We start from the raw sequence: 25,809 nt of genomic DNA on the forward strand, positions 1-25,809 counted from the left end.
GAATTTCAGCCGCGCGGGCCGCCCGCCCTCCTGATGAACGGGATCAGCGCGCCCGTGACGGCCCGGTAGTCCGCGTACTCGGGGAGCCGCCGCTCCAGCATCCGCTCCTCGGCGGCGATACGCCGCCCGTACGTCCAGCCCAGAAGGGCGGCCACGGCCACGAGAGCGACGGCGCTGCCCGAGGTGAGCGCGAACCCCGCCCAGATGAGCAGCGAGCCCGCGTAGCCGGGATGCCGCACCAGCCGGTACGGCCCCGTCCGCACGAGCCGGTGCCCGTCGCCCTCGATGCGGAGGGTTCGGGAGTAGAAGCGGCCCAGCGTCCGCATCGACCATCCGCGCAGCGCCAGACCCGCCCCTTCGATCACCAGGCCGGCGGGGGCCACGGCCAGGGGCAGCGATCCGGCCGGCAGGAGGCGGAGCAGCGGCGGCAGGCAAGCGGCGACGGCGAAGGCCAGGCCGATCATGAGGGAGGTGCCGCGGTCGTCGGGCGAGGCGTCCATGCTCACGGCAGGCCCGTCGTGGCGGGCCAGCGCCTCCAGCAGGAAGAGCCCGGCAAGGCCCGCGTACCCGGCCAGGAACCACCACGTCCCCGTGCTCATGCGCCCTCCCCGGCTCGCGCGCGCAGCTCGCGCAGCCACCCCCGTTCCGACTCACCGCGGCGGATCATCTCGCGGGTGACCAGCGACCCCCACCGGTCGTCGCGCGCCCCCTCGTCCAGGGAGCGCAGGTGCGCCATCCTGGCCTCGACGGCCTTCTCCCTGGCGTCGAGCACGGCCAGCCGCTCCCCAGGCGCCAGCAGGTCGAAGTGGGCTACGCGACACAGGAACTCCGCCTCGTCCCCTGCGCTCTCGGGCGGCAGCTCGGCCAGCAGGTCGTGCAGCAGCTCGCGTCCTGCCTCGGTGATCTCGTACACGTGGCGCGGCGGGCGCTTCTCCTGGGCCTGCGCGGTCTTGACCACCGCGCCGGCCTCCTCCATGCGGCGCAGCGCCGGATACAGGGAGTTGTTGTGCAGCACGTAACCGGTGCCGGCCTCCACCTGCTTGCGCAGCTCGTAGCCGTGGGCCGGTCCTTGGGCGAGCTGCCGCAGGATCAACACGTCGATGTACGACACTCGTCCAGTGTGACATAGGTAAAGCTGGACGAACAGGTCAAGGGCCGGTCAGCCCCTCGCGGAAGGCGATGGCGGTCGCCTCCGTACGCGTCGCCGCGCCGAGCTTCGTCAGGATGTGGGAGACGTGCACGCCCGCCGTGCTCGGCGAGATGTGCAGGCGGGCGGCGATCTGCCGGTTGGACAGGCCCTCGGCGATCAGCCTGAGCACGTCGCGCTCGCGCTCGGTCAGCCCCTCCTGCGCCGGCCGGGGCCGCCCGAGCAGGGCGATCTCCCTGGCCAGCGGCGCCGCGCCCAGGTCGTCGGCCAGCCGCGCCGCCTCCCGCAGCCGGGCCGTCGCGCCCTCGCGGTCGCCCGCCGCCAGCGCGACGCGGGCGCCGTGGTACAGGCACAGCGCCAGCTCGTACGGCTGGCGCAGCTCCCGCCATGCCTCGGCCGCCCGGTCATAGCCGTCGTCATCAAGCAGCGCGTGGAGCGTGACCTGCCAGGCCCGGTCGAGCCGCCCGTCCACGCCGAGCCGGGCGTCGGCGGCGGCGAGCTCGGCCTGGCGTTCGGCGACCCGCCGCCGCAGCGCCTCCCCCGTGCCGTGAGCGAGCCTGGCCCGCTGCACCAGCGCCCCCGCCACCAGCACCGGGCGGGCGTCGCTGCTGTAGACGCGGGTGAGGTCGGGGTCGGCGAGGGCCCGTTCCAGCAGCAGGTCGGCGCGCTCGAACGCGCCCTGGGCGGCGGCGAGCAGGCAGAGGAGCTGATGGCGGCCGTACGGGCTGCCGGGGCCCGCGTGCTCGACGGCGGACGCGGCTTCGGCCGCCGCGGCGAGGTCGCCGCGCAGCAGCGCCAGCCGTCCGGAGAGGATGAGCAGGGCCTGCCGCGACAGCGGCGGCGGATCCTCCTGGAGGCCGTCGCGCAGCAGCTCGGCCGCCTCATCCCACTGTCCCGCCAGGATCAGGCCGCGCCCTGCGTAGCGGGCGAGCTCCGCGCCCCGGCTGCGGCCGAGGCCGTAGCGGCGGGCGTGGCGCATGCCCTCGCGGGCGGCGGCGATGGCGCGCCGGTGGTCGCCGGCCCTGGTGTGCAGCAGCGCCTCGTACATCGGGACCGTCATGAGCAGGTCGTGGCCGTCGAGCCGGGCGGCCAGCGTACGCGCCTCCTCCAGCATGCCGAGGTCGCGCCGCATCAGGCCCACGCCGAGCAGGCCCCGCACCGTGACCAAGGGGTCGCCGGTGAGGCGGCCGATCCGCAGCGCCTCCTCGAACGGCTCGCGCGCCCTGTCCACCTCCGGCAGCAGCCCCATGGCCAGCACGCCGAGCAGCCGGCCCCGCTGCAGGCCGTCTCCGGCGGGCAGCAGCTCCAGGGCGTGCTCCCAGTCGGTGACGCCGGTCATGCTCAGCCGGTGCCGTAGCCTGCCCCGGTGCTCCAGCAGCAGGGCGGCGCGCTCCGGCTCGCGCCGCTCGTCCACCTCGGCCAGCCCCTCGGCGGCGAGGTCCACGCCCCGTGCGTAGTCGCCGCTGAGCATGCACGCCTCGGCGGCCTCGGTCAGCACGCCGATCCTGTCCACGCCGAGGTCCACGTCCGGGTCCCACAAGTCGAGCACCTGGCCGAGGAGGCGGGCCTGCTCCTCGTACGCGTACGTGCGGCGCGCCTGCCCCGCCGCCCGGTACGCCGCGGTCAGCGCCAGCCTGCGGTCCCCGGCGGCACTGGCGTGGGCGGCCAGCTCGGCATAGGCGCCGGAGCCGCGCAGGGCCTCGGCGTAGCGGGCGTGCAGGCGGGCCCGCTCGCCCGGCAGCAGGTCCTCGTACACCACGTGCCGGATCAGCGCGTGGCGGAAGTCGTAGCCGTCGCCCGATGTGACGAGCAGGCTGGCGTCGATCAGCTCGCGCAGCAGCGCGTCCAGCTCGGCGCCGTCCTGCCCGGCCACCTGCGCGAGCAGCCGGTGCCCGACCCTGCCACCCGCCACGGAGGCGATGCGCAGCAGCTCGCGAGCCGGTCCCGGCAGCGCGCGCGGGCCGGACAGCAGCAGGCTGCGCAGGCTGTCGGGGGTGCGTTCGCCGGCGCGGGCCAGGGCCTCGACGAACAGCGGGTTGCCGTCGCTGCGCTCGTGGACCCGGCGTACGGCGGCGGCGTCCGGCTCGGTGCCGAGGATCGCGGCGAGCTGGCGGGCCACGCCCTGCCGGTCGAGGCGGTGCAGGCGGAGCAGGGTGGTGCGCGGGCGGCGGGACAGCTCCGACAGCAGCGGCCCGAGCCGCCCGTCGCCGGTCTCGGGGGGCCGGTAGGTGATCGTGAGCAGCACGCCGGGCTGGGCGAGGTTCCTGGCGAGGAAGCCGAGGAGTTCGCGGGTGGCGGCATCCGCCCAGTGCAGGTCCTCGACGGCGATGACCAGCGGGCGGTGCGCGGCGACCCGTTCGATCAGCGTCAGCGCCTCCTCGAAGAGCCGGTGCTTGCCACCCTCGGCGTCGCCCGCGTCGCCCAGCTCGGGGAACCAGCGGGCGAGCTGGCGGTAGGGGCCGGGCAGCGCGCCCTCGACGCGGATCAGCCTGCGCAGCACGGTGACGAACGGCGCGTACGGCAGGCTGTCGCTGCCCAGCTCCGTGCACGCGCCCTCGACCACCATCGCCCGATCGCCCAGGGATCCGGCGAACTCGGCGAGCAGCCGCGACTTGCCGATGCCGGCCTCGCCGGCCACCAGCGCCACCGCCGGCCCCTGCTCGATGGCCGTGCCGAGGGCCGCGGCCAGCTCGGACAGCTCTTCCGTCCGGCCGACGAACACCGGACTGACCACGCGCTCCGCCATCATCGCGCCAGCATATAAATACCGAAAAAACCTGATGCGCTATGGATCTTTATCCGGCCACGCTCGAAGCATGACAACCACCTATCCGCTGCGCACCATCGGAGCGGACGAGATCGACGCCTGGGCGCGCATGGTCACCACCACCTACGGCCAGGACTGGCGGCGCGAGGGCGGGCTGCGCAACGCCGCCCGCTCCCTCGACCCGGCACGCACGCTGGCCGCCTGCGACGGCCCCGACATCGTCGGCGGGGCGTCCATCTACGGCCGCGTGATGACGGTGCCCGGCTGGACGGCGCCGGTGTCCGTGCCGGTAGCGGGCATCACGCTCGTCGCGGTCCTGCCCACCCACCGCCGGCGCGGGATCCTCACCGCGATGATGCGCAGGCAGCTCACCGACCTGTACGAGTCGGGCGGCGAGCCGTTCGCCGCGCTCAACGCCGCCCAGGCCACGATCTACGGCCGCTTCGGCTACGGCCTGGCCAGCCAGGTGGCCCTGATCAGGGGCGACAAGAGGTTCATGGGCCTGCGGCCCGGCACCGACGTCGGCGACGGCACGATCCGCCTGCTCGGCCGCCACGAGGCCAGGCCGCTGCTGGAGAAGGTCTACGACACCGCGCGCAGGAGCGGGGTCGGGTGGGTGGACCGCACCGACCGGTTCTGGGAGGCGCGCCTGGCCGAGGACGAGCGGGCCCGCGACGGCGGCACGGCGCTGCGCTTCGCCGTGCACACCGAGCGGGGCGGCGAGGTCACCGGCTACGCCCTCTACCGCTCCAAGCCGCCTCTTGTGCGGGTGATCGAGGTCGCGGCCACCACCAGGCAGGCGTACGCCGCCTTGTGGCGCTTCCTCATCGACCTCGACGCGCACAGCGAGCTGGCCTACGACGGGGCCGTGGACGAGCCGCTGATCCACCTGATGTCCGATCCGCGCGCGGCGCACGCCACCGTGATGGACAACCTGTGGGTGCGGCTCGCGGACGTGCCGCGGGCGCTGGCGGCACGCGGGTACGCGGCGCCGCTGGACGTGGTGCTGGAGGTGCAGGACGCCTTCTGCCCGTGGAACGCGGGCCGCTACCGCCTGACGGCCGGCGGCGAGTCGGTGTCCTGCGAGCGTACGCGGGCCCATCCCGACCTGCGGCTGACCGCCGCCGAGCTGGGCGCGGCCTACCTGGGCGGCACCACCTTGTCGTCGCTGGCAGCGGCGGGCCGCGTGGAGGAGCTGCGTCCCGGCGCGCTCGCCGCCGCCTCGCTCGCCTTCCGCGGCGAGCGCGCCCCTTTCCACCCCTCCGGCTGGGCGTTCCCGGCCTTCTGACCTGCGCTGATAAAAACGGAGTTTCATGCAGAACGCATCCGCCGTCTCCGCGCCTCGAGACGGGCGCGCGGGCATCACCGCCGACCTGGTAGGCCGGCTGATCGCCGCCCAGTTCCCTCAGTGGGCGGGCCTGCCGGTCGTCCCGGTGCCCGTGGACGGCCATGACAACCGTACGTACCGGCTGGGCGAGGACATGACGGTACGCCTGCCGACCGCCGCCGGTTACGCGCCCGCCGTGCGGAAGGAGAGCGTCTGGCTGCCGCGCCTGGCGCCGCACCTGCCGGTGGCCGTGCCGCCGATCCTGGCCACCGGCGAGCCCGGCGAGGGCTACGCGCATCCGTGGTCGGTGCGCGGCTGGCTGGAGGGCGAGACCGCGCACCCGTCGCGCATCGGCGACATGTCGGCGTTCGCCGTGCAGCTGGCCGAGTTCCTGCTGGCGCTGCAGCGCTGCGACTCCACGGGCGGTCCTGCGGCGGGCGAGCACAGCTTCTACCGGGGCGCCTCGCTGCGCCACTACGACGAGGAGACCCGCCGCTGCCTGGCCGCGCTGGAGGGCCGCGTCGATACGGATCTGGCCGCCGAGGTGTGGCGGGCGGCGCTGGCGGCGACCTGGACCGGGCGGCCCGTGTGGTTCCACGGCGACGTCGCCGCCGGGAACCTGCTGGTCGCCGGCGGCAGGCTGACGGCCGTGATCGACTTCGGCACCTCCGGGGTCGGCGACCCGGCCTGCGACCTGGTGATCGCCTGGACGATGCTCGAGGGCGCGTCCAGGGAGGCCTTCCGGGCGGCCGTGGGCGGCGACCCCGGCATGTGGGCGCGGGCGCGCGGGTGGGCGCTGTGGAAGGCCCTGCTGCTGCTGGCCTCGGCCATCGACTCCGACACTGACTCCGACCGGGTCAAGGCCGCCGAGCAGCGCCGCGTCATCACGCACGTCCTGTCCGACCATCTCGCGACCGCATGACGAGGGAGACACAGCCTATGCGCATGAATCGGCTCGGCCGCAGTATGGTCGGCGTCACCGAGCTGGGCTTCGGCGGCGGCCCGCTGGGCGGCCTGTTCGAACCGCTGGACGACGCCACCGCCGCCGGGGCGCTGAAGGCGGCCTGGGAGGCGGGCATCCGCTACTACGACACCTCACCCCACTACGGCATCGGGCACTCCGAGCGCCGCATCGGCGAGCTGCTGCGAGACAAGCCGCGGGCGGAGTTCACGCTCTCGACGAAGGTCGGGCGGCTGCTGGTGCCGCAGGATCCGCAAGGCCGGATGGACGAGGAGTTCGCCGTGCCGGCCACGCACCGGCGCGTCTGGGACTTCTCCCGCGACGGCGTCCTGCGCAGCGTCGAGGACTCGCTGGCCCGCATGGGCGTCGACCGGATCGACGTGCTGTTCCTCCACGACGCCGAGCAGCACTTCGAGGCCGCGCTGCGCGACGCCTACCCGGCGCTGGCCGAGCTGCGCGCGCAGGGCGTCGTCGGCGCGATCGGCGCGGGCATGTACGACTCCGCCAAGCTCACCCGCCTGGTCCGCGAGACCGACGCCGACGTGGTCATGCTGTCCGGCCGCTACACGCTGCTCAACCACAGCGCGCTCGACGACCTCATGCCCGCCTGCGCCGAGCGCGGCGTGTCGGTGCTGGCCGCGTCCGTCTTCAACTCCGGCCTGCTGGCCACGGAACGGCCCCGGGAAGGAGCCCGCTACGACTACGCGCCCGCCACCCCGTACGTGCTGGAGCGGGTGCACCGCATCGCGGACGTCTGCGCGGCCCACGGCGTGACGCTCCCCCAGGCGGCGATGGCCTTCCCGCTGCTGCACCCGGCCGTCGCGGGGGTCGTGGCCGGCATGCGCTCGGCCGAGGAGGTGCGGCGCAACGTCGCCGCGTTCTCGTCCCCCGTACCCGCGGCTTTGTGGTCCGATCTGCGCGAGGCGGGCCTGCTGGACGAACGCGCCCCTACCGGGCAGGCAGGATGAGGTATCTTCTCCCGGTCCCGCCCCGACCCGGCCGGCGCCCGTCCCGGCCAGGCCGCCCCCCGCCCGCGAGGAAGCCGCCCCATGACCGCCATCGTCCCGCTGCGCAAGAACGTCCGCTTCCAGCTGCTGTGGGCCGGCAGCGCGGTCTCCGAGCTGGGCTCGGAGCTCACCAGGCTCGCGACGCCGCTGCTGGTGCTGGCGCTCACCGGCTCGCCAGGGCTGGCGGGCGTCGTCGCGGGGCCCGCACCGCCGCCAACCTCGCGCTGCAGATCCGGCCGGGGTCTGGGTCGATCGGTGGGATCGCCGCCGTACGCTCATCACCGCCCAGGGCCTGCAGGCCGTGGTCTCCGCGGTGCTGGCGGCGCTGGTGGTCACCGGCCAGGTGCGGGTCTGGCAGTTCATCGTGCTGGCGGTGCTGGACGGGTTGTGCGTGGCGTTCATCTCGCCCCTCACGACCACGGCGATCCGCGGCATCGTCCCGCCCGGGCAGCTGCACAGCGCGTACGCGCAGGAGGAGTCCCGCACCCACGCGGCCGGGCTCGTCGGGCCGCCGCCCGGCGGGCTGCTGTACGGCCTGGGGCGGGCGGTGCCGTTCGTGGTGGACGCGATCACGTACGTGGCCGCCACGCTCTTCTACGCCCTGGCGAAGGTGCCGCGCCGCCCCGCCGCTGAAGGCGCATCGGACGACAGCCGCGCGGAAGGAGACGGTTCGGCGCGCCGCTGTCGGGGCGCATCGGCAGGCTGCCGCCGCCCGGCAAGATCACGCTGGCCGTGGTGACGGTCTTCGGCACCGCGCTGGCGGCCACGGCGCTGCCCTTCGGGATGTGGTGGCCGATGCCGCCGCTGGTGTTCATCACGCTCTCCACGCCCTCGCTGAACGTGGTGGTGAGCGTGGTGATCGCCCGCATGGTGCCGGAGGCGACGCTCGGCCGGGTGGGCGCGGTGCTGAGCGTGAGCGGGTTCGCGCTCAAGCCGCTCGGGCCCGTGCTCGGCGGTGCGCTCGCCGCGGCGCTGGGCGGCGCGGCGACGCTCGTCGCGCTCGGCGGGCTGCTCCTGGTGACCGCCGCCGTCGCCGCGCTCAGCCCGGAGCTGCGCCGCTTCACCGGCGACCCCTCCCCCACCTCGCCTGAGCTGCTGGAGAGTCAGGGCTCAGACGGCGGGCCTGGCCGGGGGACGCTGTCCGAGCCACTGCTCGGCGCCCCAGGCGTGGAACCGTTCCACCTCGGCGAACCCGAGCCTGGCCGCGAGGCGCATGGACGCGGCGTTGGCGGTCTGGGTGGTGAGCACCACCGGCTCGCCGGGCAGGACGCGGCCGAGCCAGCCGAGCGCCGCCGCGCACGCCTCGGTGGCGTACCCGTGGCCCCAGGCCCGGGGCAGGAACAGGTAGCCGAGCTCGGCCTTGCCGACGGCGGCCGGGCGGCCGTGCTCGCCGGCGCGCTTGAACTCCACCAGCCCGATCATCTGCCCGCCGAGATCGACGACGAAGGTGCCCGGCCGCCCCGGCACCTCCGGCAGCTCGCGTTCGAGCCGATCGCGGTCGCCGGGGCCGCCCAGGTAGGCGTGCACCTCCGGCGAGGACAGCAGCTCGACGAACGCCGCGCGATCGCGGGCCTCCGGCGCCCTGAGCAGGAGGCGCTCGGTCCTGACGGGATCGGGCGGCCAGGCGACGGAGTCGATCTCAACCATGGCGGGCAACCTACCGCACGCTCAGGTGGGGCCGATCTCGTCGGCGAGCCGGTTGTTGTGCTCGATCTGCGCCATGTGGGTCTCGGCCCACTGGCGGAGCGCGGCGAGCGGGCCTTCGAGCGACAGGCCGAGATCGGTGAGCCGGTAGTGGACGGCGGGCGGCACGGTCGGCTCGACGCGGCGCTCGGCCAGCCCGTCGCGCACCAGGCTCTGCAGGGTGACCGAGAGCATCTTCTGTGAGATGCCGGGAATGCGGCGCCGCAGCTCCGCGAACCGCAGCTCGTCCGGCGCCGCCTCGGCCAGCACTTTGACCGCCATCGAGGTCCACTTGGCGCCGACGCGGTCGAGCAGCTGCCGGGTCGGGCAGAGCGGGTCGAACAGGTCTCCCCGCCGGCCGCCCGCGCTCTCGGACCTGGTCACCTGGAGCTCACCACCTGAGAGAGAAGTGCCGTCTTGGGGAAACCAGCCTAGTTCCCTACTGTGACCTGGTCACCCTTTCTCACCACGCCTGGAGTGCTCCCATGCCCGAGCTGCGCCGCGTCCGCGTCAACGGCGTCGAGCTGAACGTCGCCATCGCCGGCTCCGGCCCCGCCGTCCTGCTGCTGCACGGCTTCCCGCACACGTGGCAGGTGTGGACGGACGTCATGGCCGACCTGTCGGCCCGCCACCAGGTGATCGCGCCGGACCTGCGCGGGTTCGGCGCGAGCAGCAGGCCCGCCACCGGGTACGATGCCGCCACCCTGGCCGATGACGCCGCCGCGCTGCTCACCGCGCTCGGCGTGTCCTCGGCCGCGGTGGCCGGCATCGACGCGGGCACCCCGCCCGCCTTCCTGCTCGCCGCCCGCCGTCCCGACCTCGTGCGGCGCCTGGTCGTCATGGAGTCGCTGCTCGGCCGGCTGCCCGGCGCCGAGGACTTCCTGGCCGGCGGGCCGCCGTGGTGGTTCGGCTTCCACGCGGTGCCCGGCCTGGCCGAGACCGTGCTGGAGGGCAACGAGGCCGCGTACGTCGACTGGTTCCTGGACGCCGGCACCCTCGGCGACGGGGTCACGCCCGCCATCAGGGACGCCTTCGTCCGCGCGTACACCGGTCGCGAGGCCCTGGCCTGCGCCTTCTCCTACTACCGGGCGCTGCCGCAGAGCGCGGCGCAGATCGAGCAGGCGGTGACCGCCCGGCTGACGGTGCCGACGCTGGCGATCGGCGCCAAACCCGTCGGCGCCGCCCTGGAGCGGCAGCTGCGCCCGTACGCCGGCGACCTGACCGGGCACGTCATCGAGGACTGCGGCCACATCATCCCGCTGCACAGGCCGCGCGCCCTGCTCGCGCTGCTGCGCCCGTTCATCGCGGAGTGACCACGCGCTCCTTGGCCACGAGCTCGCGTACGGCGGGCGCCGTCTCCTCCCCGAACCGCCTGATCCGCGCCGGATCCATGGTGAGGAGCGTGAAGACGCTGGTGCCGTAGGTCAGCGCCAGCTCGGCCAGCTGCTCGGCGGGCGGTTCTTCGGCCAGGTTGAGCAGCCGCCTGATGCCGGCGGCTGGCGACCGGCGCGTTCTGCGGCCTCGTCGATGACGGCGTTGCCGCGTTCCAGGGCCTCGAGCTCCTCCAGGCGGGGCAGCGAGGGCAGCCAGCCGTCGGCGGCGCGGCCGATGAGCTCCAGCATGCGCGGCCGGTAGCCGCCCACCCAGATGGCGACGTCGTGGGCGGGACGCGGCCCGCGCGCCATGCCGTCGATCGAGTGATGCTCACCGTGGAAGATCACCTCGCCGGGCGGGTCCCACGCGGCCCGGGTGATCGCGATGGCCTCCTCCAGGGCGGCGACCGCCTGGCCGGGGGTGCGGCGCGGCCCGCCCATGCTCGCGATCGCGTCCCAGAACCCGCCCGCGCCGAGCGCCAGCTCGAAGCGCCCGCCGCTGAGCAGGTCGAGGCTGGTCGCGCTCTGCGCGAGCATGGCGGGCGCCACTACGGTGTCCGGGTGCTCGCTCGACGGGATGAGGTTGGCGCCGAACAGCAGCTCGTGCCCGTAGTCAGTCATGGGGTTGGAGAGATGCAGCATGACGGGGCTGGTCGACCGGGCCGAGAAGCGCGGCGTGGTGGCCAGGGTGCGCGACCAGCGCGACCGCCGCGCGGCCCGCATCGAGCTGACCGAGCAGGGCAGAGAGATCGCGTACGCGGCCCACCGCAAGGTCACCGAGCACGTCGAGCGGCTCATCGGCGACATCGACCCCGGCGACCGTGAGCGCCTGGAGCGCCTGGTGACGGGCATCATCACCGCCCCTCGCCCCGTCCCTGCCGCCCGCGCATGACCCCGGCCGTCACGGACGGCGGCGCGGGCGACCTGATCGCGGCGGCCGGCCAGGAGACCCACACGGCCCTGCTGGACCTCGCCGGGATGAGGTCAGGTCAGCGGTAGCCGCTGCGGGCAGCGCGGCCCGCAGCGGCCCCGGCGATCAAGCGCAGGCCGGCAACGTCTGCGGCATCCGCATCAGCTGAGCGGGACGTCGAGGCGCTGGCGGGTGGGCTCGGGGGCCTCCTTGCGCTCACCGAGGAGCGTCATGAGCTGATCCATGGCGACCTGCCCCAGTTTCTCGCCGTCCACGTCGATCGAGGGCACGTCGTGCAGGCCGAGGCTGTCGACGACCATGCGCTCGGAGCTGACCACGACGTCGTCGACGCCGCGCCGCATGAGGGCGAACATCAGGCCGAGCCCGATGGAGGTGGCGTAGGGGACGACGGCGGTGGCGCGGGCGGCCACCACGTCGTCGGCCGCCGCCACCCCCGAGGCGAACGTCGAGGGGTAGGGACCGAGCATGGTCAGCGTCACCCCGCCCTCCTCGGCGGCGGCGCGGATGGCGGCCTGACGCTGGCGGTCCTGCCAGGATCCCGCGGGTCCGCCGACGTAGACGATGCGCTCGTGCCCCTTGTCGGCGAACCAGCCGACGAGCGCGCCGAACGCGGTGGCGGTGTCGGCGACCGTCGAGGGCATGCCGTCGATCTCGCGGTCGATGAGCACGGTGGGCTTGTACGCCGCCGCCGCGCGGATGATCTCGTCGGACCCCCGTGGCGCGGTGAGCAGGAAGCCGTCCACCTGGTGGGCGAGCTGCTCGACGGCGGCGAGCTGGGAGGTGTGCTCCAGCGAGTGCACCGCGACGGTGAGCTGCATGCCCGACTCCGCGGCGCGCGCCTGGGCGCCGCCGATGATCGGGGTGAAGAAGGTGTTGTCGAGCGTGGGCACCACGATGGCGACCACGCCGGTCCTGCCTCGCGCGAGCTGGGTGGCCGCCCGGTTGGGCACGAATCCCAGCTGTTCGGCCGCCGCGCGCACGCGGGCGACGGTCTCCGGGGCGGCCAGGTCGGGCCGGCCCAGAGCGCGGGAGGCCGTCGCCTTCGATACCCCCGCCAGTACGGCGACGTCCGCCAGTGTCGGCAATGATCCTCCTTGACCAGTTAACACGGATTTAACGCAGTGGTTTGTGCGCGAGGCGGCTCGTCCTCTATGGTCAGGCTCATGCAACCGGTTCCGTAACCGGTTCCAGTGACAGCGTACGCCACCGAGAAAGGACGCCGACATCTCTCGCACATCGGCCCTTCTACTGGTGCCAGGGCTCGTCCTTCTCCTCGCGGGTTTCCTCGTCCCCTCGGTCGCGATGCTCTTCGCGCCGCCGGACGTCTCGACCAGTGAGATCTTCGCGCGCCTGGGCGAGATGCTCAAGGACCCCTACGACCTCGAGGTCATCGGGCGCACGGTAGGGCTGGCCCTGGTGGTCACGGTCATCTGCGTCTTCCTCGGGTTCCCCATCGCGTACTGGCTGGCGCGCTCGCGCTCCCGCTGGAGCGGCGTGCTGCTGGCGGTGGCGATCTTCCCGCTGATGCTGAGCAACGTGGTGCGGACGTTCGGCTGGCTGGTGATCCTCGGCTCCAAGGGCGCGCTCGGGCAGCTCCTCGTCTCGCTGGGCCTGGTGGAGACGGCGCCGCAGCTGCTCTACACCAAGGTGGCGATCGTCCTCGGGCTCACCCAGCTGTTCCTGCCGCTGGCGATCATCTCGTGCTACTCGGCCGTCGCCCAGGTCGATCCCGGTCTCGACGACGCCTCGCGCGGGCTGGGCGCGGGCCGCATCCGCACGCTGTGGAACATCGTCATCCCGCTGACCATGCCGGGCATCGTGGTGGCCGCCACGCTGGTCTTCGCCGGGTCCGTCACCGCCTACACCACGCCGTACCTGCTCGGCGGGTCCAGCCAGCGGATGCTGTCCACGCAGCTGTTCACGTACGCGAGCACCACCGTCGACTGGGCGTCGGCCTCGGCGACGGCGCTCATCATGACGGTGCTGGTCTTCCTGGTCTCGGGGCTGTCGTCGCTGATGGGACGCAAGGGGGCCACCTCGTGAAGCGGCCCATCACGGCGGCGCTGGCGGTCGTTGGCTACGTCATGATGATCGTGCCGATCATCTTCGTGGTGTCCACCGCGTTCACCTCGGGCAGCGTGCTGCGCTTCCCGCCGGACGGGTTCTCGCTGCGCTGGTTCGGCGAGGCGCTGGGCTACGAGCCGTTCATGGAGGCCGCGCTGTCCAGCCTCCAGCTCGCCGTGCTCGCCACGCTGCTCGCGCTGCTGGTCGGCGTGCCCGTCACGCTCGCCATCCACCGGGGCAGGCTGCCCGGCAAGGGGCTCGTCGAGGGGTTGTTCCTGTCGCCGCTCATCGTGCCCGAGCTGGTCGTCGGGCTCGCGCTCTACCAGCAGCTCATGGTGGGGCTGGGCCTGGACAACTTCAGCACCCTGCTCGCCGGGCACACCGCGCTGATGCTGCCGTACGCGGTGCGCGTCACCGGCGCGTCGCTGGCGCTGGCCGACCCCGCGCTGGAGGAGGCCGCCAGGGGGCTCGGGGCCTCGCCGCTGCGCGCGTTCTTCGGCGTCACGCTGCCGCTGCTGCGCCCGGGGATCTTCTCGGCCGGGCTGCTCAGCCTGGTCACGTCCTTCAACAACGTGCCGCTGTCGCTGCTGCTGCAGGGGCGCGACTTCCGCACGCTGCCGGTGACGATGCTCGACTACGTCCAGCAGTCCTACGACCCGATGGTGGCCGCCGCCTCCACCCTCATCCTGGCCGCCACCGTCGTCATCGCGATGGTCGCCGAGCGCACCGTCGGGTTCGCCAAGATCTTCGGAGGGATCGACCCATGACCGCCGCCGCCGAGCTGATCGCCGTCACCAAGACGTTCGGCGCCTTCACCGCCGTGGACGCGATCGACCTGGCCGTGCCGGCCGGGAGGCTCACGACGCTGCTCGGCCCCAGCGGCTGCGGCAAGACCACCACCCTGCGGATGATCGCCGGCTACGCCGAGCCGACCTCCGGGACGATCCGCATCGGCGGCGTGGACAGCACCCGCACCCCGCCGGAGAAGCGGAACCTCGGCATGGTCTTCCAGTCGTACGCGCTGTTCCCGCACATGACGGTGGCCGACAACGTCGGGTACGGGCTCAAGCTGCGCAAGGTGCCGGCCGCCGAGCGGCGGGCCCGCGTCATGGAGGTCCTGGAGCTGGTCGGGCTGGCGCACCTGGCGGACCGCAAGCCGAAGAAGCTCTCCGGCGGCCAGCAGCAGCGGGTGGCCCTCGCCCGCGCGATCGCGATCAGGCCGAAGCTGCTGCTGCTCGACGAGCCGCTGTCGAACCTCGACGCCCGCCTGCGGGTGCAGATGCGGGCCGAGATCAGGCGCATCCAGGCCGAGACCGGGCTGACCGTCATCCTCGTCACCCACGACCAGGACGAGGCGCTGGAGATGTCCGACCACATGGTCATCATGAACGAGGGCAGAATCGTCCAGCAGGGCTCGCCCCAGGAGATCTTCCCCGGCCCGCCGACCGCTTCGTCGCCGAGTTCCTCGGCTACGAGAACTTCCTCACCGCCGCCGACGGCACCCTGATGACCATCAGGCCCGAGCACCTGCGCATCGCCGGGAAGGGCCAGGGCCTGCACGCCACGGTGGCCGACGTCGCCTTCCGCGGCGTCGATCTGCTGGTCTCGCTCGACGTGGTGGACCCGTCGGGCGCGACCGTCAGGCTGCTCGCCGACGTACGCGGCGGCGACGCCCCGGCTCCCGGATCGAGCGTCTCGGTGATCACGCCGGACGACCGGCTGGTCCCACTTCCCCGCTGAAAGAAGGAACACCCATGCCCACGCGCCGTGCCGTACTGGCCGTTGCCCTGTCGCTGCTCGCCGCGGCCGGATGCTCAGGATCGAGCTCCGGCGGCGAGCAGGCCGAGCAGAACACCATCGTGGTCAGCACCTTCCCCTTCGGGGTGAAGGAGTTCGAGCAGGCGGTCGTCGACCCGTTCACGAAGAAGACCGGGATCAAGGTGGAGCTGGACACCGGCTCCAACGCCGACCGGCTGTCGAAGCTCAAGCTCACCAAGGGCAGGCCGGAGGCGGACGTGGTGCTGATCTCCGACTACTTCGCCGCGCTCGGGCAGAAGGACGGCCTGTTCGAGAAGGTGGACGTGCCTGCCATGAAGGAGCTGGCACCGTTCGCGACCGAGGGCGCCTACGAGGGGCCCGCCTACACCCACCAGCTCAACGGGATCATCTACAACACCGAGAAGCTGTCGAAGGATCAGGCGGCCGACTGGAAGCTGTTCGGCGACGCGGCGTACGCCAAGAAGGTGGCGCTGCCCGACATCTCGGTGACCGCGGGGCAGCTCATGATCTCCGGGGTGGGCGAGGCGTACGGCAAGGGCCCGTACGACATCGACACCTCGCTGCGCACGCTGTCCGGCTGGGCGCCGAACGTGCTGCAGTTCTACAGCTCCACCACCGAGGTCACCAACCTGCTGTCACAGGGCGAGATCGTCGCCGCCGACGCGCTCAGCGGGTTCGCCACCCAGCTCGTCACCTCGGGCGAGCCGATCGCCTGGACCGCCCCCGCCAAGGGCCGCTACATGGCCACCAACCGGGCCATGATCCCCAAGGGCGCGCGCAACCAGGAGGGCGCGAAGAAGTTCATCGACTACCTGCTGTCGGCGGAGGCGCAGAGCGCCACAGCGAAGATCGTCGGTGACCTGCCGGTGAACCCGAAGGCCGACATCCCGCCCGAGATCGCCAAGGTGACCGGCGAGGCGGCCAAGGACCCGGTCGCCGCCGGCTACAAGACGCTCGATCCGGCCCAGCTCGTGGACACCCGCGACGAGTGGGTCAAGCGCTTCACCCGCGAGGTGGCCGGCAAGTGAACCTCGCAGCGCTGCCCAAGGTCGATCTGCACTGCCACCTGATCGGCACCGTGCGCGCCTCCACCTTCGCCGAGCTGGCGCGCAGGGAGAAGCTCGATCTGCCGGACCCGCCGGAGCGCATCTACGCCCAGGTCAACTCGCTGCCGCCGGACCCGAAGCTCTACCTGGACACCCGCATCCCGGTGCCGCAGGGCAGGAGCGCCGACGAGCCCGAGGTGTCGTACTCGCTGTTTCAGGTGTCGTCGTGGGTGCTGCAGACGCTGCGCGACGCCGACGATCTCACCAGGATCACCTACGAGGCGTTCGAAGCCGCCCACCGCACCAGCAACACCCTGCACCTGGAGCTGTCGTTCGACGCGCTCACCGAGCACCAGCGCAAGCTCGGCTACGCGACCGTCGTCGAGGCGTACGCCGAGGGCATCAGGATGGCCGAGCGCGACTTCGGCATGACCGGCCGGCTGATCGCGGCGGTGGACCGGAGCAGGAGCGGCGAGGAGGCGCTGGAGTGGGTGCGCACGGTGGTGGAGCACCCGCACGAGTACGTCGCCGGGATCGGCCTGGACAACCTGGAGACGGCGGGGCCGCCCGAGCGGTTCGCGGCGGCGTTCCGGCTGGCCGGCGAGGCGGGGCTGCGCCGTACCGCGCACTCCTCCGAGCACGCGCCCGTCGCCGTCAACACGGTCACCTGCCTGGACGTGCTCGGCTGCGACCGGATCGACCACGGCTACTTCGTCCTGGAGGACGACGAGGTGGTGGCCAGGGTCAGGGACGAGCAGGTGCCGTTCACGGTCATCTCGACCACGTCGCGGCGGTCGTGGCGGCCGTGGCGGCGGGCCTCGATCGCGGCGATGATCGAGGCCGGGCTGAACGTCATCCCCGCATCCGACGACCCGGGCATGTTCCCGACGTCGCTGGCCGAGGAGTACCGCATCCTGTCCGAAGACCTCGGCGTGCCGGACGAGCGGCTGCGGGCGATGGCGCTGGCCGGGGTGGAGGCCTGCTGGCTGCCCGAGCCCGAGAAGGCCGCGCTGCGCCGCCGCTTCGAAACCGAACTCGCCGCCGCCGGGTAAGCCCCCGGACGCGCGCCGCCCGCCCGGGCGGAACCCGGGCGGGCGGCGCGGCTCACGCACCGGAACCGCCCGCATCTGGCCCCGCGCCGATCGGTGAACCGGCCGGCACGGCCGCTGCGTACCTCGTCGTGATGACCGAGGAGGCGCGGACGTGAAGGTACGGGCGGCGATGGTGTCGGCGGCGCTGTGCGCGGGAGCCCTGGCGTCACCCGCACCCGCCATGGCCGACCCGTCGCCGGCCCAGGTCAGGGCGCGGCTGGTCAAGCTCAACGAGAAGGCGGACCAGCTCGTCGAGCGCTACAACCGGGCGACCGAGGCCTACCGGAAGGCCCGCGAGCGCTACCGGGCGCTCGACGCCGAGGCGGCGCGGGACGACGCGCGGGCCGAGGAGCTGCGCGCACAGCTCGCCGAGCTGGCCGCGCGCGACTACCGGCTCGGCTCGCCGCTCGGCTGGCAGCGCTTCGTCGGCAGGGGCGATCCCGAGTCCGTGCTCGGCGGCATGGCCGCTCTGGAGGCGCTCGCCCGCGACCGCGCCGCCCGGCTGCGGGCGTTCGAGGCGGCCACCGCGCGGCTGCGGGACAAGCGCGACCGGGCCAAGGACGTGCTGGCCGAGGCCGAGAAGGCGCGCGAGGCGGTACGCCGCGAGCAGGCCGAGGTGGACAAGCTCGTCGACCAGCAGACCGCGCTGCTGCGGCGGCTCGGGGCGTTCAAGACGGGCGATCCCCGCAGCACGGGCCGCCCGTACACCGGTCCCGCGTCGGGCAACGCGCGGCGGGCGCTGGAGTTCGCGTTCGCGCAGATCGGCAAGCCCTACCGGTACGGCGGCACCGGGCCGGGCTCGTGGGACTGCTCGGGTCTGGTGCAGGCGGCCTGGCGGGCGGCGGGGGTGAAGCTGCCGCGCACCACGTACACGCAGTGGGCCTGGGGCGCCGCCCGGCGCGTCCCGCTGTCGGCGGCGCAGCCCGGCGACCTGCTGTTCAGCAGAGGGCTCGGGCACATGGGCATGTACGTCGGCGACGGGAAGATGATCCACGCCCCGCAGACCGGCGACGTCGTCAAGGTCGTCACGCTCGACGCGTACTGGCGTAGCCGCCTCGTCGGCGCCGTACGCCCCTGACCTCGCTCGCTGTGATTTCCGCGAATCTTCCGGTCGCGCTCGGGTACGGCATGCTAATGATCTGTAGGCGCCCGCCACGACGGCGAGGCCCGCGGACGCCCGTCCCCCGCGGCGTCCGCGCACCGCGATGACGCGGTCTTCTCCCCCATCCACCGAAGGGTGTGAGCATCATCGAGACGCACGACGGAGGTCCTCGATGCCTTTCCTGACCCGGCTCGCCGACGTCGCCCGGCGCACCGGCTACCCGGTGACCGAGGTGTCCGGATGGCGTGAGCGCGGTCACGGCCCGCAGCCGGAGGTGCAAGGCATCGTCTGCCACCACACCGCGGGGCCCGCAGGCGGCGGCGACTATCCCTCGCTCGCCGTCGTACGCGACGGCCGTCCCGGGCTCGACGGGCCGCTGTCGCACTTCGGGCTCGGCCGCTCCGGTCACATCTACGTGATCGCGGCCGGCCGGTGCTGGCACAACGCGCCGTCCACGTCGGACTTCCACACCAACTCCCGCTCGCTGGGCATCGAGGCCGAGAACGACGGCTCGCAGCCGTGGCCGGCCGAGCAGCTGGACGCGTACCGGAAGCTGTGCGCGGAGCTGTGCCGCGAGTTCGGGCTGCCCGCCTCGCGCGTCAAGGCGCACCGTGAGGTCAACACCTCCAAGCCCGATCCTCATTCGATCGACATGGACGACTTCAGGGCGGCCGTCGCCGCCCTCGTCGACGGTCAGCCCGCCCCGGGAGGCGGCGGGGCGGGGCCGTCCTGGACGGAGGACATCGTGAAGCAACTGCCGCTGATCCGGCGCGGCGACGACAACTTCGACGTCAAGACCGTCAGGGGGTGCCTGTTCGCGCGCGGGCGCGTCCCCCGGGCCGCGTACGCCGAGGTCGCCGACGGGCTGGAGGGCTGGCTGAACTCCACCGTCTATGACGATCAGCTCGTGGAGCTCGTCCGCGAGTTCCAGCGGTCCGAGGGCCTCGACGCCGACGGTGAGGTGGGGCCGCAGACCTGGCCGCCGCTGCTGCGTCTCTGACCGGCACCGTCTCGCCCGCGCCGTCCCGCGACCGGTGCTCAGCGGCCGAGCAGGGTCGCCACCATGACGCGGCTGCCCTCGCGGCCCTGGTGGGCCTGCCAGGCGAGCACCGGCCGTCCCTCGCCGTCCAGCGTCATCGCCACGTGGCCGCCCGTGCCCGTCAGCCTGGTCACGGCGACCGTGGCGCAGCGCACGCCGGCGCATGAGGCCAGCGCGAGCCGGTCGCGCTCCACGTCCCGGTAGGCGAGCAGGGCCCGGCCCGCCTGGTCCAGCACCAGCACGGGCGGGCCGCTGGTGGCCTCGGCCAGCCGCACGGTGCCGCCGTCCGCGCAGTCGGGCGTGCGGCAGTCGAGCAGCGTGAGCGCGCCGTCTCCGCCCGCCTGGTACGCGATCACCGGCCGCCCGTCCTCGCGCATCGCCAGCGTGAGAGCGGACCCGGCCAGGCTCCGGAGGACGTCCCGTTCCATGGCCGCCGAGCCGGGCACGGGCGTGCGCACCGTGGCCCGCGCGCAGGCCGCGTCCTGGCAGGAGACGACGTGCACCGCGCCCGTCGTGGCGTCGAGCTGGGCGGCGACCGGCCGGCCGTCGGGAGCGACGCCGAGCGCGAACCCCTCCTCCTTGTGCAGGTACGACGGCAGCTTCAGCACCGCCGCCTGCCGGGTGACCGGCGTGGTGCAGGCCGGGTCGGCGCAGAAGCTGAACGCCACCGTCTGCTCCCCCGGCCGGGCCGCGTCCGGCTCGCCGGCGTGCGCCAGCACCAGCCCGCCGCCGGGACGGGCGGCCGCCGCGAGCGCGAGCTCGTGCGGCACCGACGGCAACCGCCCGGTGCTGCGTTCCGGCGCGGTGCAGCTCCTCGCGTCGCACAGCAGCACCTCGACCTGGGTGGGACCGCCGATGCCGCTGCCGGCCCAGGCCGCCACGAGCAGCCGGCCGTCGGGCATGGGGGCCGTGGTCAGGCTTCCCCAGCGGTCGGAGCCTTCGGGGCCGGCGTACACCGTGACGGTGTCGGTGCAGGCGGTGTCCGTGCAGGCCACCAGCGCCGGCGGGGTGGCCGCCTTGTCCAGGAGCAGCAGCAGGCGGCCGTCGCCGGTCAGGTGCGCCACGAGCGGTTCTGCGCCGCTGTCGGTCAGGGCGGTGACGGGCCGCTGGTGGAGCCGGGGCCGGTCGAGCAGGTTGGCGGTCGCGGTCATCGTGTACAGGACGGCCGGCAGCAGGACGGCCGCGAGCAGCCTGTACGGCCACGACCCCGCGCGCGGCGCGACGTCCGCACGGAAGGAGATCTCCTGGAGGACGGCGGTCTCCGGGAAGACGGCGGAGTCCTGCGGCCCGGCGTGCCGCCGGGCCAGGCGTTGCAGGTAGGCGCGGGTCACGACGCTCGCCTGGAACGGCACCACGGTCGCGGCGAGCGCGGCGGCCAGCGTGATCGCCAGCGGAGCGGGGACGGCTCCCAGGGCCCATATCGCGCCCCAGACGGCCAGGCCCGGCACGAGCACCGCTCCGGTCAGCAGCGCGATCAAATCCGGCCAGGTGCCCTCGACGGCCAGCGCGTACGCCCGGCCGACCGCTTGGAGCGGCTTGTGCCGTTCCAGGATCAGCACCGGCACGGCCAGCACGACCGGCGTGACGGCCGGCGCGAGCCCGGCCACCGTGAGCCAGGTGAGCAGGCTCCAGCCGGCGGCCGCCTGCACGCCTGCCCCGGCCCCTGCCACCGCCGCCGCGCCGAGCAGCGCGATCACGGTGACCGCGAGCAGCCCGCGCCGGCGGCGCACCGCCATCCCGAGCGCCGCCGCCGGCTCGGCGTGCCGTCCCGTCTGGCGGGCGGCGGCCAGGAGCGTCGTGGCGCCCGACACCACCGCGTACGCCGCCACCGCCGCAACCCCGACGACCGCCGTCCAGCCGGTCTGCCACGGCCCGGGATCCTCGGCGAACACCAGCTCACCGTTGACCAGCGCCAGCGACCCCACCATGGGCAGGGCGGCCAGCGCGGCGAACCACGCCAGCGGCGCGAACACCACCAGGCTGGGCAGCGCCAGCCGCCCCACATCGACCCCTGCCGCCCGGGAAGCGGGCCACAACACCCCGCCCCGCCGCAACCGCGCCACACGTCGCACACTTTCCACGCCGCGACTGTCCCAGGCGATTCCGCCCGTGTCGGGCAAGTCGCCGTAATCGGTCTAGCCGGGACGGAGAAGGCGCGAACGGCGGCAGGCCGCCGTGGGGAGGGAGCCCAGAAAGGAGCCGCGCAGGCCGCGGGCCGCACGCCGGGCGCGTCAGGACCAGGCGACCGGGAGCGAGTGCACGCCGAAGATCAGCATCTCGTTGCGGAGCGGCACCTTCTCGGCGGGCACCGCGAGGGGTACGGGATCGAGCCCGACCCCGTACGCCTCGCCTATTACCGCCTGCTGTGGGACCTCGCGTGAGCCCGCGTCAGACCGTGACGGACTCGGCCGCCTCGGCGGGCTCGGCGGGCTCGATCGGGAAGTTGTCGCGGAAGACGTTCTCCGGGTCGTAGCGGCGCTTGAGCTCCCGCAGCCGCCGCAGGTGACCCTCAGGGTAGGCCTCGTGCAGGCGCTCCGGGCGCTGGTCGGTCTCGAAGTTGATGTACAGGCCGGAGAAGTGGTCGATCATGGGGTCCCACTGCTCGTCCAGACCGCGCTTGCTCTGGCCGAACGCGACCAGCTGGAAGTTGGCCGAGCGGCCCGCGTACGCCGTGGCGTCCGGCGGCACGTCGCTCGAAGCGCCGCCCATGCCCCTGATCTGGAAGAAGTAGGTCTGCCCGCTGCGCACCAGCTTCTCGGCCGCCGCCGCCAGCTCGGGCGTCAGGTGGTCGGCCAGCCCCGACCTGGCCACCGGCTCACCCTGCCCCATCTGGGGACCGTGCGGGCCCGCCATGATCGCGTAGTACGGCATCACCTGGATGCTGTAGTCCAGCAGCGGCGCCACGCCCGCGATGGGCTGCAGCCTGGAGACGATGGTGTCGGAGTCGGACGAGTCCACGACGGCCGAGATCTGCCCGATGACCGGCTGGCCCGGCTGGGGACGGCCGATGAGCAGGGTGCTGGTCACGTCGCGCGGCGCGGCCTCCACGGCGGCGCCCCAGCGTTCCAGCAGGCCCGCGGTGTCGGTGGCGTCCACGATGAACTGGGCGAACCCCACGTCGCCCACCTCGTCCACCTCGAACTCGAACGACGTCACGATGCCGAAGTTGGCGCCCGCGCCGCGCACCGCCCAGAACAGGTCGGCGTTCTCGTTCTCGTCGGCCCGTACCCGCGTGCCGTCGGCCAGCACCATCTCCACCGCCCGCAGGTGGTCGATGGTCAGGCCGTGCTCGCGGACGAACCAGCCGATGCCGCCGGCCGTCGCCAGCCCGCCCACACCGACGCTGCCGTAGTCGCCGGAGCTGAGCGCCCAGCCGTGCGGGGCGAGCGCGGCGGCCACATCGCCCCAGCGTGCGCCGGGCTCGATGCGGACGCGGCGGGTCTCCTTGTCGAGCACCTCGATGGCGTCCATGCGGGAGACGTCGATGACGATGCCGCCGCGGTTGGTCGAGCGGCCGCTGATGCCGTGACCGCCGCTGCGGATCGACAGCTTCACCGGCTGCGTGCGGGCGTACCGCACCGCCTCGCTCACCTCCTCCGGCGTGCCGGGCCGCAGGACCAGGCCGGGGGCTCCGCCGCGCATGTACGTCGAGCGCACGCGGGCGTAGCCGGGGTCGCCGGGCTCGACGGCGTCGGCGGCCAGGGAGGCGGGGATGGCGTCGTAGTCGATGTCGGGGTGGCGCTTGCTGCGGACGAACACGCTCTTGACCTGGGCCTCCCTGTTCTGCTGGGCCGCCGCGCGCAGGGCCGGGGCGGTGTCGCGCGCGAAGCGCCTGACCTCCTCCGGGTCGTCGGTGGCCAGCAGGATCGTGCCGACGCCTGCCTCCTCGATGAGCGGCAGGAGGTCGGACGCCTGGGGCGCGCCGGTGACGTGGACCATGCGGCGGATCTCGCGCGGGTCGCGTCCCGCCTCCTTGGCGGCCTCGTCGATGACGGCGTTCGCCTCTTTCAGCGTGGCCGGCAGATCGCCACGTTCCCCGTCCGGGCTGGAGGTGAGGAGCCAGGCGTCGGCCTTGCGGGCGGCCAGGCGCAGCGCCTCGGGGTCGGCGCCCCCGGCGATCCAGAGCGGGATGTCGTGCGCGGGAGCGGGGCCGCGTTCCATGCCAGGCACCCGGTAGTGCTCCCCGTCGTGGCTCAGCGGCGAGCGGTCGGAGGCCGACCAGATGCCGCGGATGATCTCGGCGGCCTCGTCGGCGCCCGGGCCCGCCGCCAGGGCCAGCTCGACGCGTCCGCCGGTGAGCAGGTCGAGGCTGGCGGCGGCGCGCCCGGTCACCGTGGGGACGGTGCCGTACGCGGCGGCGGGCAGGACGGGGCCAGAGGCGGCCGTGGCGGCGGGCTGCGCAGGCGCGACGGCGGGCCGTGTGAGGGCGGCCAGCGTGATGCGGCCGGTGCGCCCCGCCACCCAGCTCAGCAACGTCCACGGGTCCAGGCCGGACGGCCGATCGTGGTCGTCAGGAGTCGCCGGGCGGTCGTGGACGGCGATCAGGTCGTACCCCAGCTCCTCACCGAGCCGGGCGAGTTCGGCGGCGCTGTCCCGGTCGGTGCCGGTGAGCAGCAGGCCGAGGCGGAGGGAGTGGCCGTACCGAGTGCTCACTTGGCACGCTCCTTCGACACGAGCTCGCGAACGGCGGGCGCGACCTCTTCGCCGAACGTCCTGATGGTGGCGGGGTCGTCGTTGGCCATCAGGATGTAGCTGGAGAAGCCGAACTGAAGGGTGAGGGTGGCCAGCTGCTCGGCCCACTGCTCGGGCGGGCCGGACAGGAGCCGGTCACTGGGGGTGGCGCTGAAGCGGCCGCCGATGTTGAGCAGCCGCCGGATGTCCGTGGGCTTGCGCCCGGCCGCGGCGGCGGCTTCGTCGATGATGGCGTTGGACTCCTTGATCTGCTCCAGGCTCTCAATGTACGGCAGGGAGGGCAGCCATCCGTCGGCCTTGGCACCGACGAGCTTGAGCATCTTCGGCTTGTACGCCCCCAGCCAGATGCCGATGTCGTGCGCCGGGGCGGGCCCGCGCTTGACCCCGTCGACCTTGTAGTAGGTGCCGTCCACGCGGAACCGGGTCCGGTTGTCCGCGTCCCAGATGCCGCGGATGATGTCGATGGCCTCGCTCAGCGCGTCCACGGCCTTGCCGGGGCTGAGCCGGCGGCCGCCCATGGCCTCGATCGCGTCCCAGAACCCGCCGGCGCCCAGCCCGAGCTCGAACCGGCCACCGCTGAGCAGGTCAAGGCTGGCCGCGGCCTTGCCGAGCACGGCGGGCGGGCGCAGCGGCAGGTTGACGACGTTGCCCGACAGGTGGACGCGTTCGGTCACGGCGGCGACGTACGACAGCAGCGTCCACGTGTCGAGGAAAGCCGATTGGTAGGGGTGGTCCTGGAATGTGACCAGGTCGAGCCCGGCGGCCTCAGTCTCCTGCGCGAGGGCGACGACCTCCTTCGGTGAGGCGTTCAGGGGAGTGATGAAGGTGCCGAACTTGAGGTCGTGGCCGTAGTCAGCCATGGTGCCCTCCTCCAAATATGTTGTCAGTTAGACGATCTCAGCGCCAGACGAGTGGCACAACCACCGTTTGCGCGAGGACATTCCCCGCATCCGGCACTAATTTGGGGAGGGCACGAAACGCCTGGTCAGCCGCCGTCCGACAGCATCTCTTCGGCCACCTGGCACGGGTCCTTGGCCGGTTCGATGTCGCTCACGGCGCAGGCCGTCCGCTGCAACATGTCCTTGAACGCGGTGCGCTCGTCCGGCGACAGCGCGCCGAGCAGGTGGTCCTCGGCCTCGCTCACCCGGCGTTCGAGTTCCTTGTAGACGCGCTCGCCCTTGTCGGTGGCCACGATGCGGCGCTGCCGCCGGTCGTTCGGGTTGAGCCTGCGTTCCACCAGCCCTGCCTCGACCAGGTCGTCCACGAGGTAGGTCAGCACGGTGCGGTCGATGCCGAGGTAAGAGGCCAGGGCGAGCTGAGTCGGATGCCGGCCGCTCACGACGGCGGCGAGCGTCTGATAGCCACGCTGGCCATGGGGCAGGTCGCCGATCACCGTGACGACCGTGCTCTGGTAAGCGCGCAGCAGGACGCCGAGCGTCCAGCCGAAGGTGTGGTTCGCCACGGGTTCGTCACTCATACCCAGATACTACCGATCGCCGACTTTCGGCGGCGTAGATGTTCTGCCAAGCAACACGTTGCCGGTGGGGAGTGTCCGCGCCGCGAGCGGAACGACGAGCCCCGAACGGGAGGAGCGGCCCACGAACGGAAGGAACGCGCCGCGAACGGGAGGAGCGAGCGCCACAACCCGCACGCCCGTACTTTGCACGACCCCCACGCCCGCGCTTCGCACAACCGCAACGCCTTCGCTTCGCAAAACCCTGAAGCGTGACATCTCCGCTGTTCACCCCCGTTAACGTGACATCCCATGACATACGGCCCCCTCCAGCAGCAGCCCTACCC

At 73.3% G+C, this 25,809-nt stretch carries 25 protein-coding genes and 1 pseudogene; 15 read left to right on the forward strand and 11 right to left on the reverse strand.

Features of this window, described 5'->3' with window-relative positions:
• Window positions 1-5 precede the first annotated feature (5 nt).
• Genes WBK31_RS16125 through WBK31_RS16135 form a run of 3 tightly spaced genes read right to left on the reverse strand, consistent with a single transcriptional unit; the run spans window position 6 to window position 3,896 of the window.
• Window positions 6-599, reverse strand: a complete 594-nt coding sequence (locus tag WBK31_RS16125) for an isoprenylcysteine carboxylmethyltransferase family protein (RefSeq protein WP_364051563.1) — start codon at window positions 597-599, stop codon at window positions 6-8.
• Window positions 596-1,111, reverse strand: coding sequence for a PadR family transcriptional regulator (locus WBK31_RS16130; RefSeq protein ID WP_406675131.1), 516 nt, complete (start codon window positions 1,109-1,111; stop codon window positions 596-598). Before WBK31_RS16130 ends, WBK31_RS16125 begins: the two co-directional genes overlap by 4 nt.
• 37 nt (window positions 1,112-1,148) lie before the next feature.
• A complete protein-coding gene (locus WBK31_RS16135) occupies window positions 1,149-3,896 on the reverse strand; it encodes an ATP-binding protein (RefSeq protein ID WP_406675132.1) in 2,748 nt (915 codons plus the stop codon).
• Window positions 3,897-3,963: 67 nt separating this feature from the next.
• Here WBK31_RS16135 and WBK31_RS16140 point away from each other — a divergent pair, with 67 nt between their 5' ends.
• The 4 genes from WBK31_RS16140 to WBK31_RS16155 all read left to right on the forward strand — a co-directional run bounded on the left by WBK31_RS16140 (window position 3,964) and on the right by WBK31_RS16155 (window position 7,948).
• Entirely contained in the window at window positions 3,964-5,202 is a 1,239-nt protein-coding gene (locus WBK31_RS16140; RefSeq protein WP_364051572.1) for a GNAT family N-acetyltransferase, read from the forward strand.
• Window positions 5,203-5,227: 25 nt separating this feature from the next.
• The gene (locus WBK31_RS16145) at window positions 5,228-6,163 is read left to right on the forward strand and encodes an aminoglycoside phosphotransferase family protein (protein WP_406675133.1); all 936 of its coding nucleotides are present in this window, start codon (window positions 5,228-5,230) and stop codon (window positions 6,161-6,163) included.
• A 17-nt stretch (window positions 6,164-6,180) separates the two neighbouring features.
• Window positions 6,181-7,170: an aldo/keto reductase gene (locus WBK31_RS16150; protein ID WP_406675134.1), complete on the forward strand. Its 990-nt coding sequence runs from the start codon at window positions 6,181-6,183 to the stop codon at window positions 7,168-7,170.
• Between the two features lie 331 nt (window positions 7,171-7,501).
• Window positions 7,502-7,948, forward strand: a complete 447-nt coding sequence (locus WBK31_RS16155; protein ID WP_406675501.1) for an MFS transporter — start codon at window positions 7,502-7,504, stop codon at window positions 7,946-7,948.
• Between the two features lie 371 nt (window positions 7,949-8,319).
• Here WBK31_RS16155 and WBK31_RS16160 read toward each other — a convergent pair whose 3' ends face one another.
• Together WBK31_RS16160 and WBK31_RS16165 are read right to left on the reverse strand one after the other, a co-directional pair.
• Window positions 8,320-8,856 carry a GNAT family N-acetyltransferase gene (locus WBK31_RS16160; RefSeq protein WP_406675135.1) on the reverse strand — a complete coding sequence of 179 codons (537 nt, stop codon included), beginning with the start codon at window positions 8,854-8,856 and terminating at the stop codon, window positions 8,320-8,322.
• Between the two features lie 21 nt (window positions 8,857-8,877).
• Window positions 8,878-9,276, reverse strand: coding sequence for a helix-turn-helix domain-containing protein (locus WBK31_RS16165; protein WP_364051584.1), 399 nt, complete (start codon window positions 9,274-9,276; stop codon window positions 8,878-8,880).
• Window positions 9,277-9,377: 101 nt separating this feature from the next.
• On the opposite strand from WBK31_RS16165, the gene WBK31_RS16170 reads away from it, so the two are divergent.
• Window positions 9,378-10,205, forward strand: a complete 828-nt coding sequence (locus WBK31_RS16170) for an alpha/beta fold hydrolase (RefSeq protein WP_406675136.1) — start codon at window positions 9,378-9,380, stop codon at window positions 10,203-10,205.
• A gap of 111 nt (window positions 10,206-10,316) precedes the next feature.
• Here WBK31_RS16170 and WBK31_RS16175 read toward each other — a convergent pair whose 3' ends face one another.
• On the reverse strand, window positions 10,317-10,907 hold the full coding sequence (locus WBK31_RS16175; RefSeq protein WP_406675137.1) for an LLM class flavin-dependent oxidoreductase: 591 nt from the start codon (window positions 10,905-10,907) through the stop codon (window positions 10,317-10,319).
• Here WBK31_RS16175 and WBK31_RS16180 point away from each other — a divergent pair.
• Window positions 10,906-11,157: a MarR family winged helix-turn-helix transcriptional regulator gene (locus tag WBK31_RS16180; protein WP_364051593.1), complete on the forward strand. Its 252-nt coding sequence runs from the start codon at window positions 10,906-10,908 to the stop codon at window positions 11,155-11,157. The genes WBK31_RS16175 and WBK31_RS16180 overlap by 2 nt on opposite strands.
• A 179-nt stretch (window positions 11,158-11,336) precedes the next feature.
• On the opposite strand, the gene WBK31_RS16185 is transcribed toward WBK31_RS16180, so the two are convergent.
• Window positions 11,337-12,281, reverse strand: a complete 945-nt coding sequence (locus WBK31_RS16185) for a LacI family DNA-binding transcriptional regulator (RefSeq protein WP_364051596.1) — start codon at window positions 12,279-12,281, stop codon at window positions 11,337-11,339.
• Between the two features lie 166 nt (window positions 12,282-12,447).
• Here WBK31_RS16185 and WBK31_RS16190 point away from each other — a divergent pair, with 166 nt between their 5' ends.
• The 8 genes from WBK31_RS16190 to WBK31_RS16225 all read left to right on the forward strand — a co-directional run bounded on the left by WBK31_RS16190 (window position 12,448) and on the right by WBK31_RS16225 (window position 19,278).
• Window positions 12,448-13,239, forward strand: a complete 792-nt coding sequence (locus WBK31_RS16190) for an ABC transporter permease (protein ID WP_364051599.1) — start codon at window positions 12,448-12,450, stop codon at window positions 13,237-13,239.
• Complete coding sequence (locus tag WBK31_RS16195) at window positions 13,236-14,027, forward strand: ABC transporter permease (protein ID WP_406675138.1); 792 nt, start codon at window positions 13,236-13,238, stop codon at window positions 14,025-14,027. Before WBK31_RS16190 ends, WBK31_RS16195 begins: the two co-directional genes overlap by 4 nt.
• Complete coding sequence (locus tag WBK31_RS16200) at window positions 14,024-14,767, forward strand: ABC transporter ATP-binding protein (RefSeq protein ID WP_406675139.1); 744 nt, start codon at window positions 14,024-14,026, stop codon at window positions 14,765-14,767. The genes WBK31_RS16195 and WBK31_RS16200 overlap by 4 nt, the downstream gene beginning before the upstream one ends.
• Window positions 14,767-15,000, forward strand: coding sequence for a TOBE domain-containing protein (locus tag WBK31_RS16205; protein WP_406675140.1), 234 nt, complete (start codon window positions 14,767-14,769; stop codon window positions 14,998-15,000). Before WBK31_RS16200 ends, WBK31_RS16205 begins: the two co-directional genes overlap by 1 nt.
• Before the next feature lie 14 nt (window positions 15,001-15,014).
• On the forward strand, window positions 15,015-16,067 hold the full coding sequence (locus WBK31_RS16210; protein ID WP_364051608.1) for an ABC transporter substrate-binding protein: 1,053 nt from the start codon (window positions 15,015-15,017) through the stop codon (window positions 16,065-16,067).
• The gene (locus WBK31_RS16215) at window positions 16,064-17,137 is read left to right on the forward strand and encodes a hypothetical protein (RefSeq protein WP_364051611.1); all 1,074 of its coding nucleotides are present in this window, start codon (window positions 16,064-16,066) and stop codon (window positions 17,135-17,137) included. Before WBK31_RS16210 ends, WBK31_RS16215 begins: the two co-directional genes overlap by 4 nt.
• A 151-nt stretch (window positions 17,138-17,288) precedes the next feature.
• Window positions 17,289-18,254: a C40 family peptidase gene (locus WBK31_RS16220; RefSeq protein ID WP_364051614.1), complete on the forward strand. Its 966-nt coding sequence runs from the start codon at window positions 17,289-17,291 to the stop codon at window positions 18,252-18,254.
• 196 nt (window positions 18,255-18,450) lie between these two features.
• On the forward strand, window positions 18,451-19,278 hold the full coding sequence (locus tag WBK31_RS16225) for an N-acetylmuramoyl-L-alanine amidase (RefSeq protein ID WP_364051617.1): 828 nt from the start codon (window positions 18,451-18,453) through the stop codon (window positions 19,276-19,278).
• A 38-nt stretch (window positions 19,279-19,316) separates the two neighbouring features.
• Here WBK31_RS16225 and WBK31_RS16230 read toward each other — a convergent pair whose 3' ends face one another.
• A complete protein-coding gene (locus WBK31_RS16230; RefSeq protein ID WP_406675141.1) occupies window positions 19,317-21,320 on the reverse strand; it encodes a hypothetical protein in 2,004 nt (667 codons plus the stop codon).
• 252 nt (window positions 21,321-21,572) lie between these two features.
• Here WBK31_RS16230 and WBK31_RS16235 point away from each other — a divergent pair, with 252 nt between their 5' ends.
• Window positions 21,573-21,698, forward strand: a complete 126-nt coding sequence (locus WBK31_RS16235) for a hypothetical protein (protein WP_364051623.1) — start codon at window positions 21,573-21,575, stop codon at window positions 21,696-21,698.
• A gap of 7 nt (window positions 21,699-21,705) precedes the next feature.
• Here WBK31_RS16235 and WBK31_RS16240 read toward each other — a convergent pair whose 3' ends face one another.
• The 3 genes and pseudogenes from WBK31_RS16240 to WBK31_RS16250 all read right to left on the reverse strand — a co-directional run bounded on the left by WBK31_RS16240 (window position 21,706) and on the right by WBK31_RS16250 (window position 25,486).
• On the reverse strand, window positions 21,706-23,970 hold the full coding sequence (locus tag WBK31_RS16240) for an LLM class flavin-dependent oxidoreductase (RefSeq protein ID WP_406675142.1): 2,265 nt from the start codon (window positions 23,968-23,970) through the stop codon (window positions 21,706-21,708).
• A gap of 2 nt (window positions 23,971-23,972) precedes the next feature.
• Window positions 23,973-24,869 (reverse strand): annotated as a pseudogene (locus WBK31_RS16245) (LLM class flavin-dependent oxidoreductase); the annotation flags it as partial.
• A 125-nt stretch (window positions 24,870-24,994) separates the two neighbouring features.
• A complete protein-coding gene (locus tag WBK31_RS16250; RefSeq protein ID WP_364051632.1) occupies window positions 24,995-25,486 on the reverse strand; it encodes a MarR family transcriptional regulator in 492 nt (163 codons plus the stop codon).
• Window positions 25,487-25,809 lie beyond the last annotated feature (323 nt).

The sequence above is a fragment of the Nonomuraea sp. N2-4H genome (genome assembly GCF_045291505.1).
Taxonomy (GTDB): domain Bacteria; phylum Actinomycetota; class Actinomycetes; order Streptosporangiales; family Streptosporangiaceae; genus Nonomuraea; species Nonomuraea fastidiosa.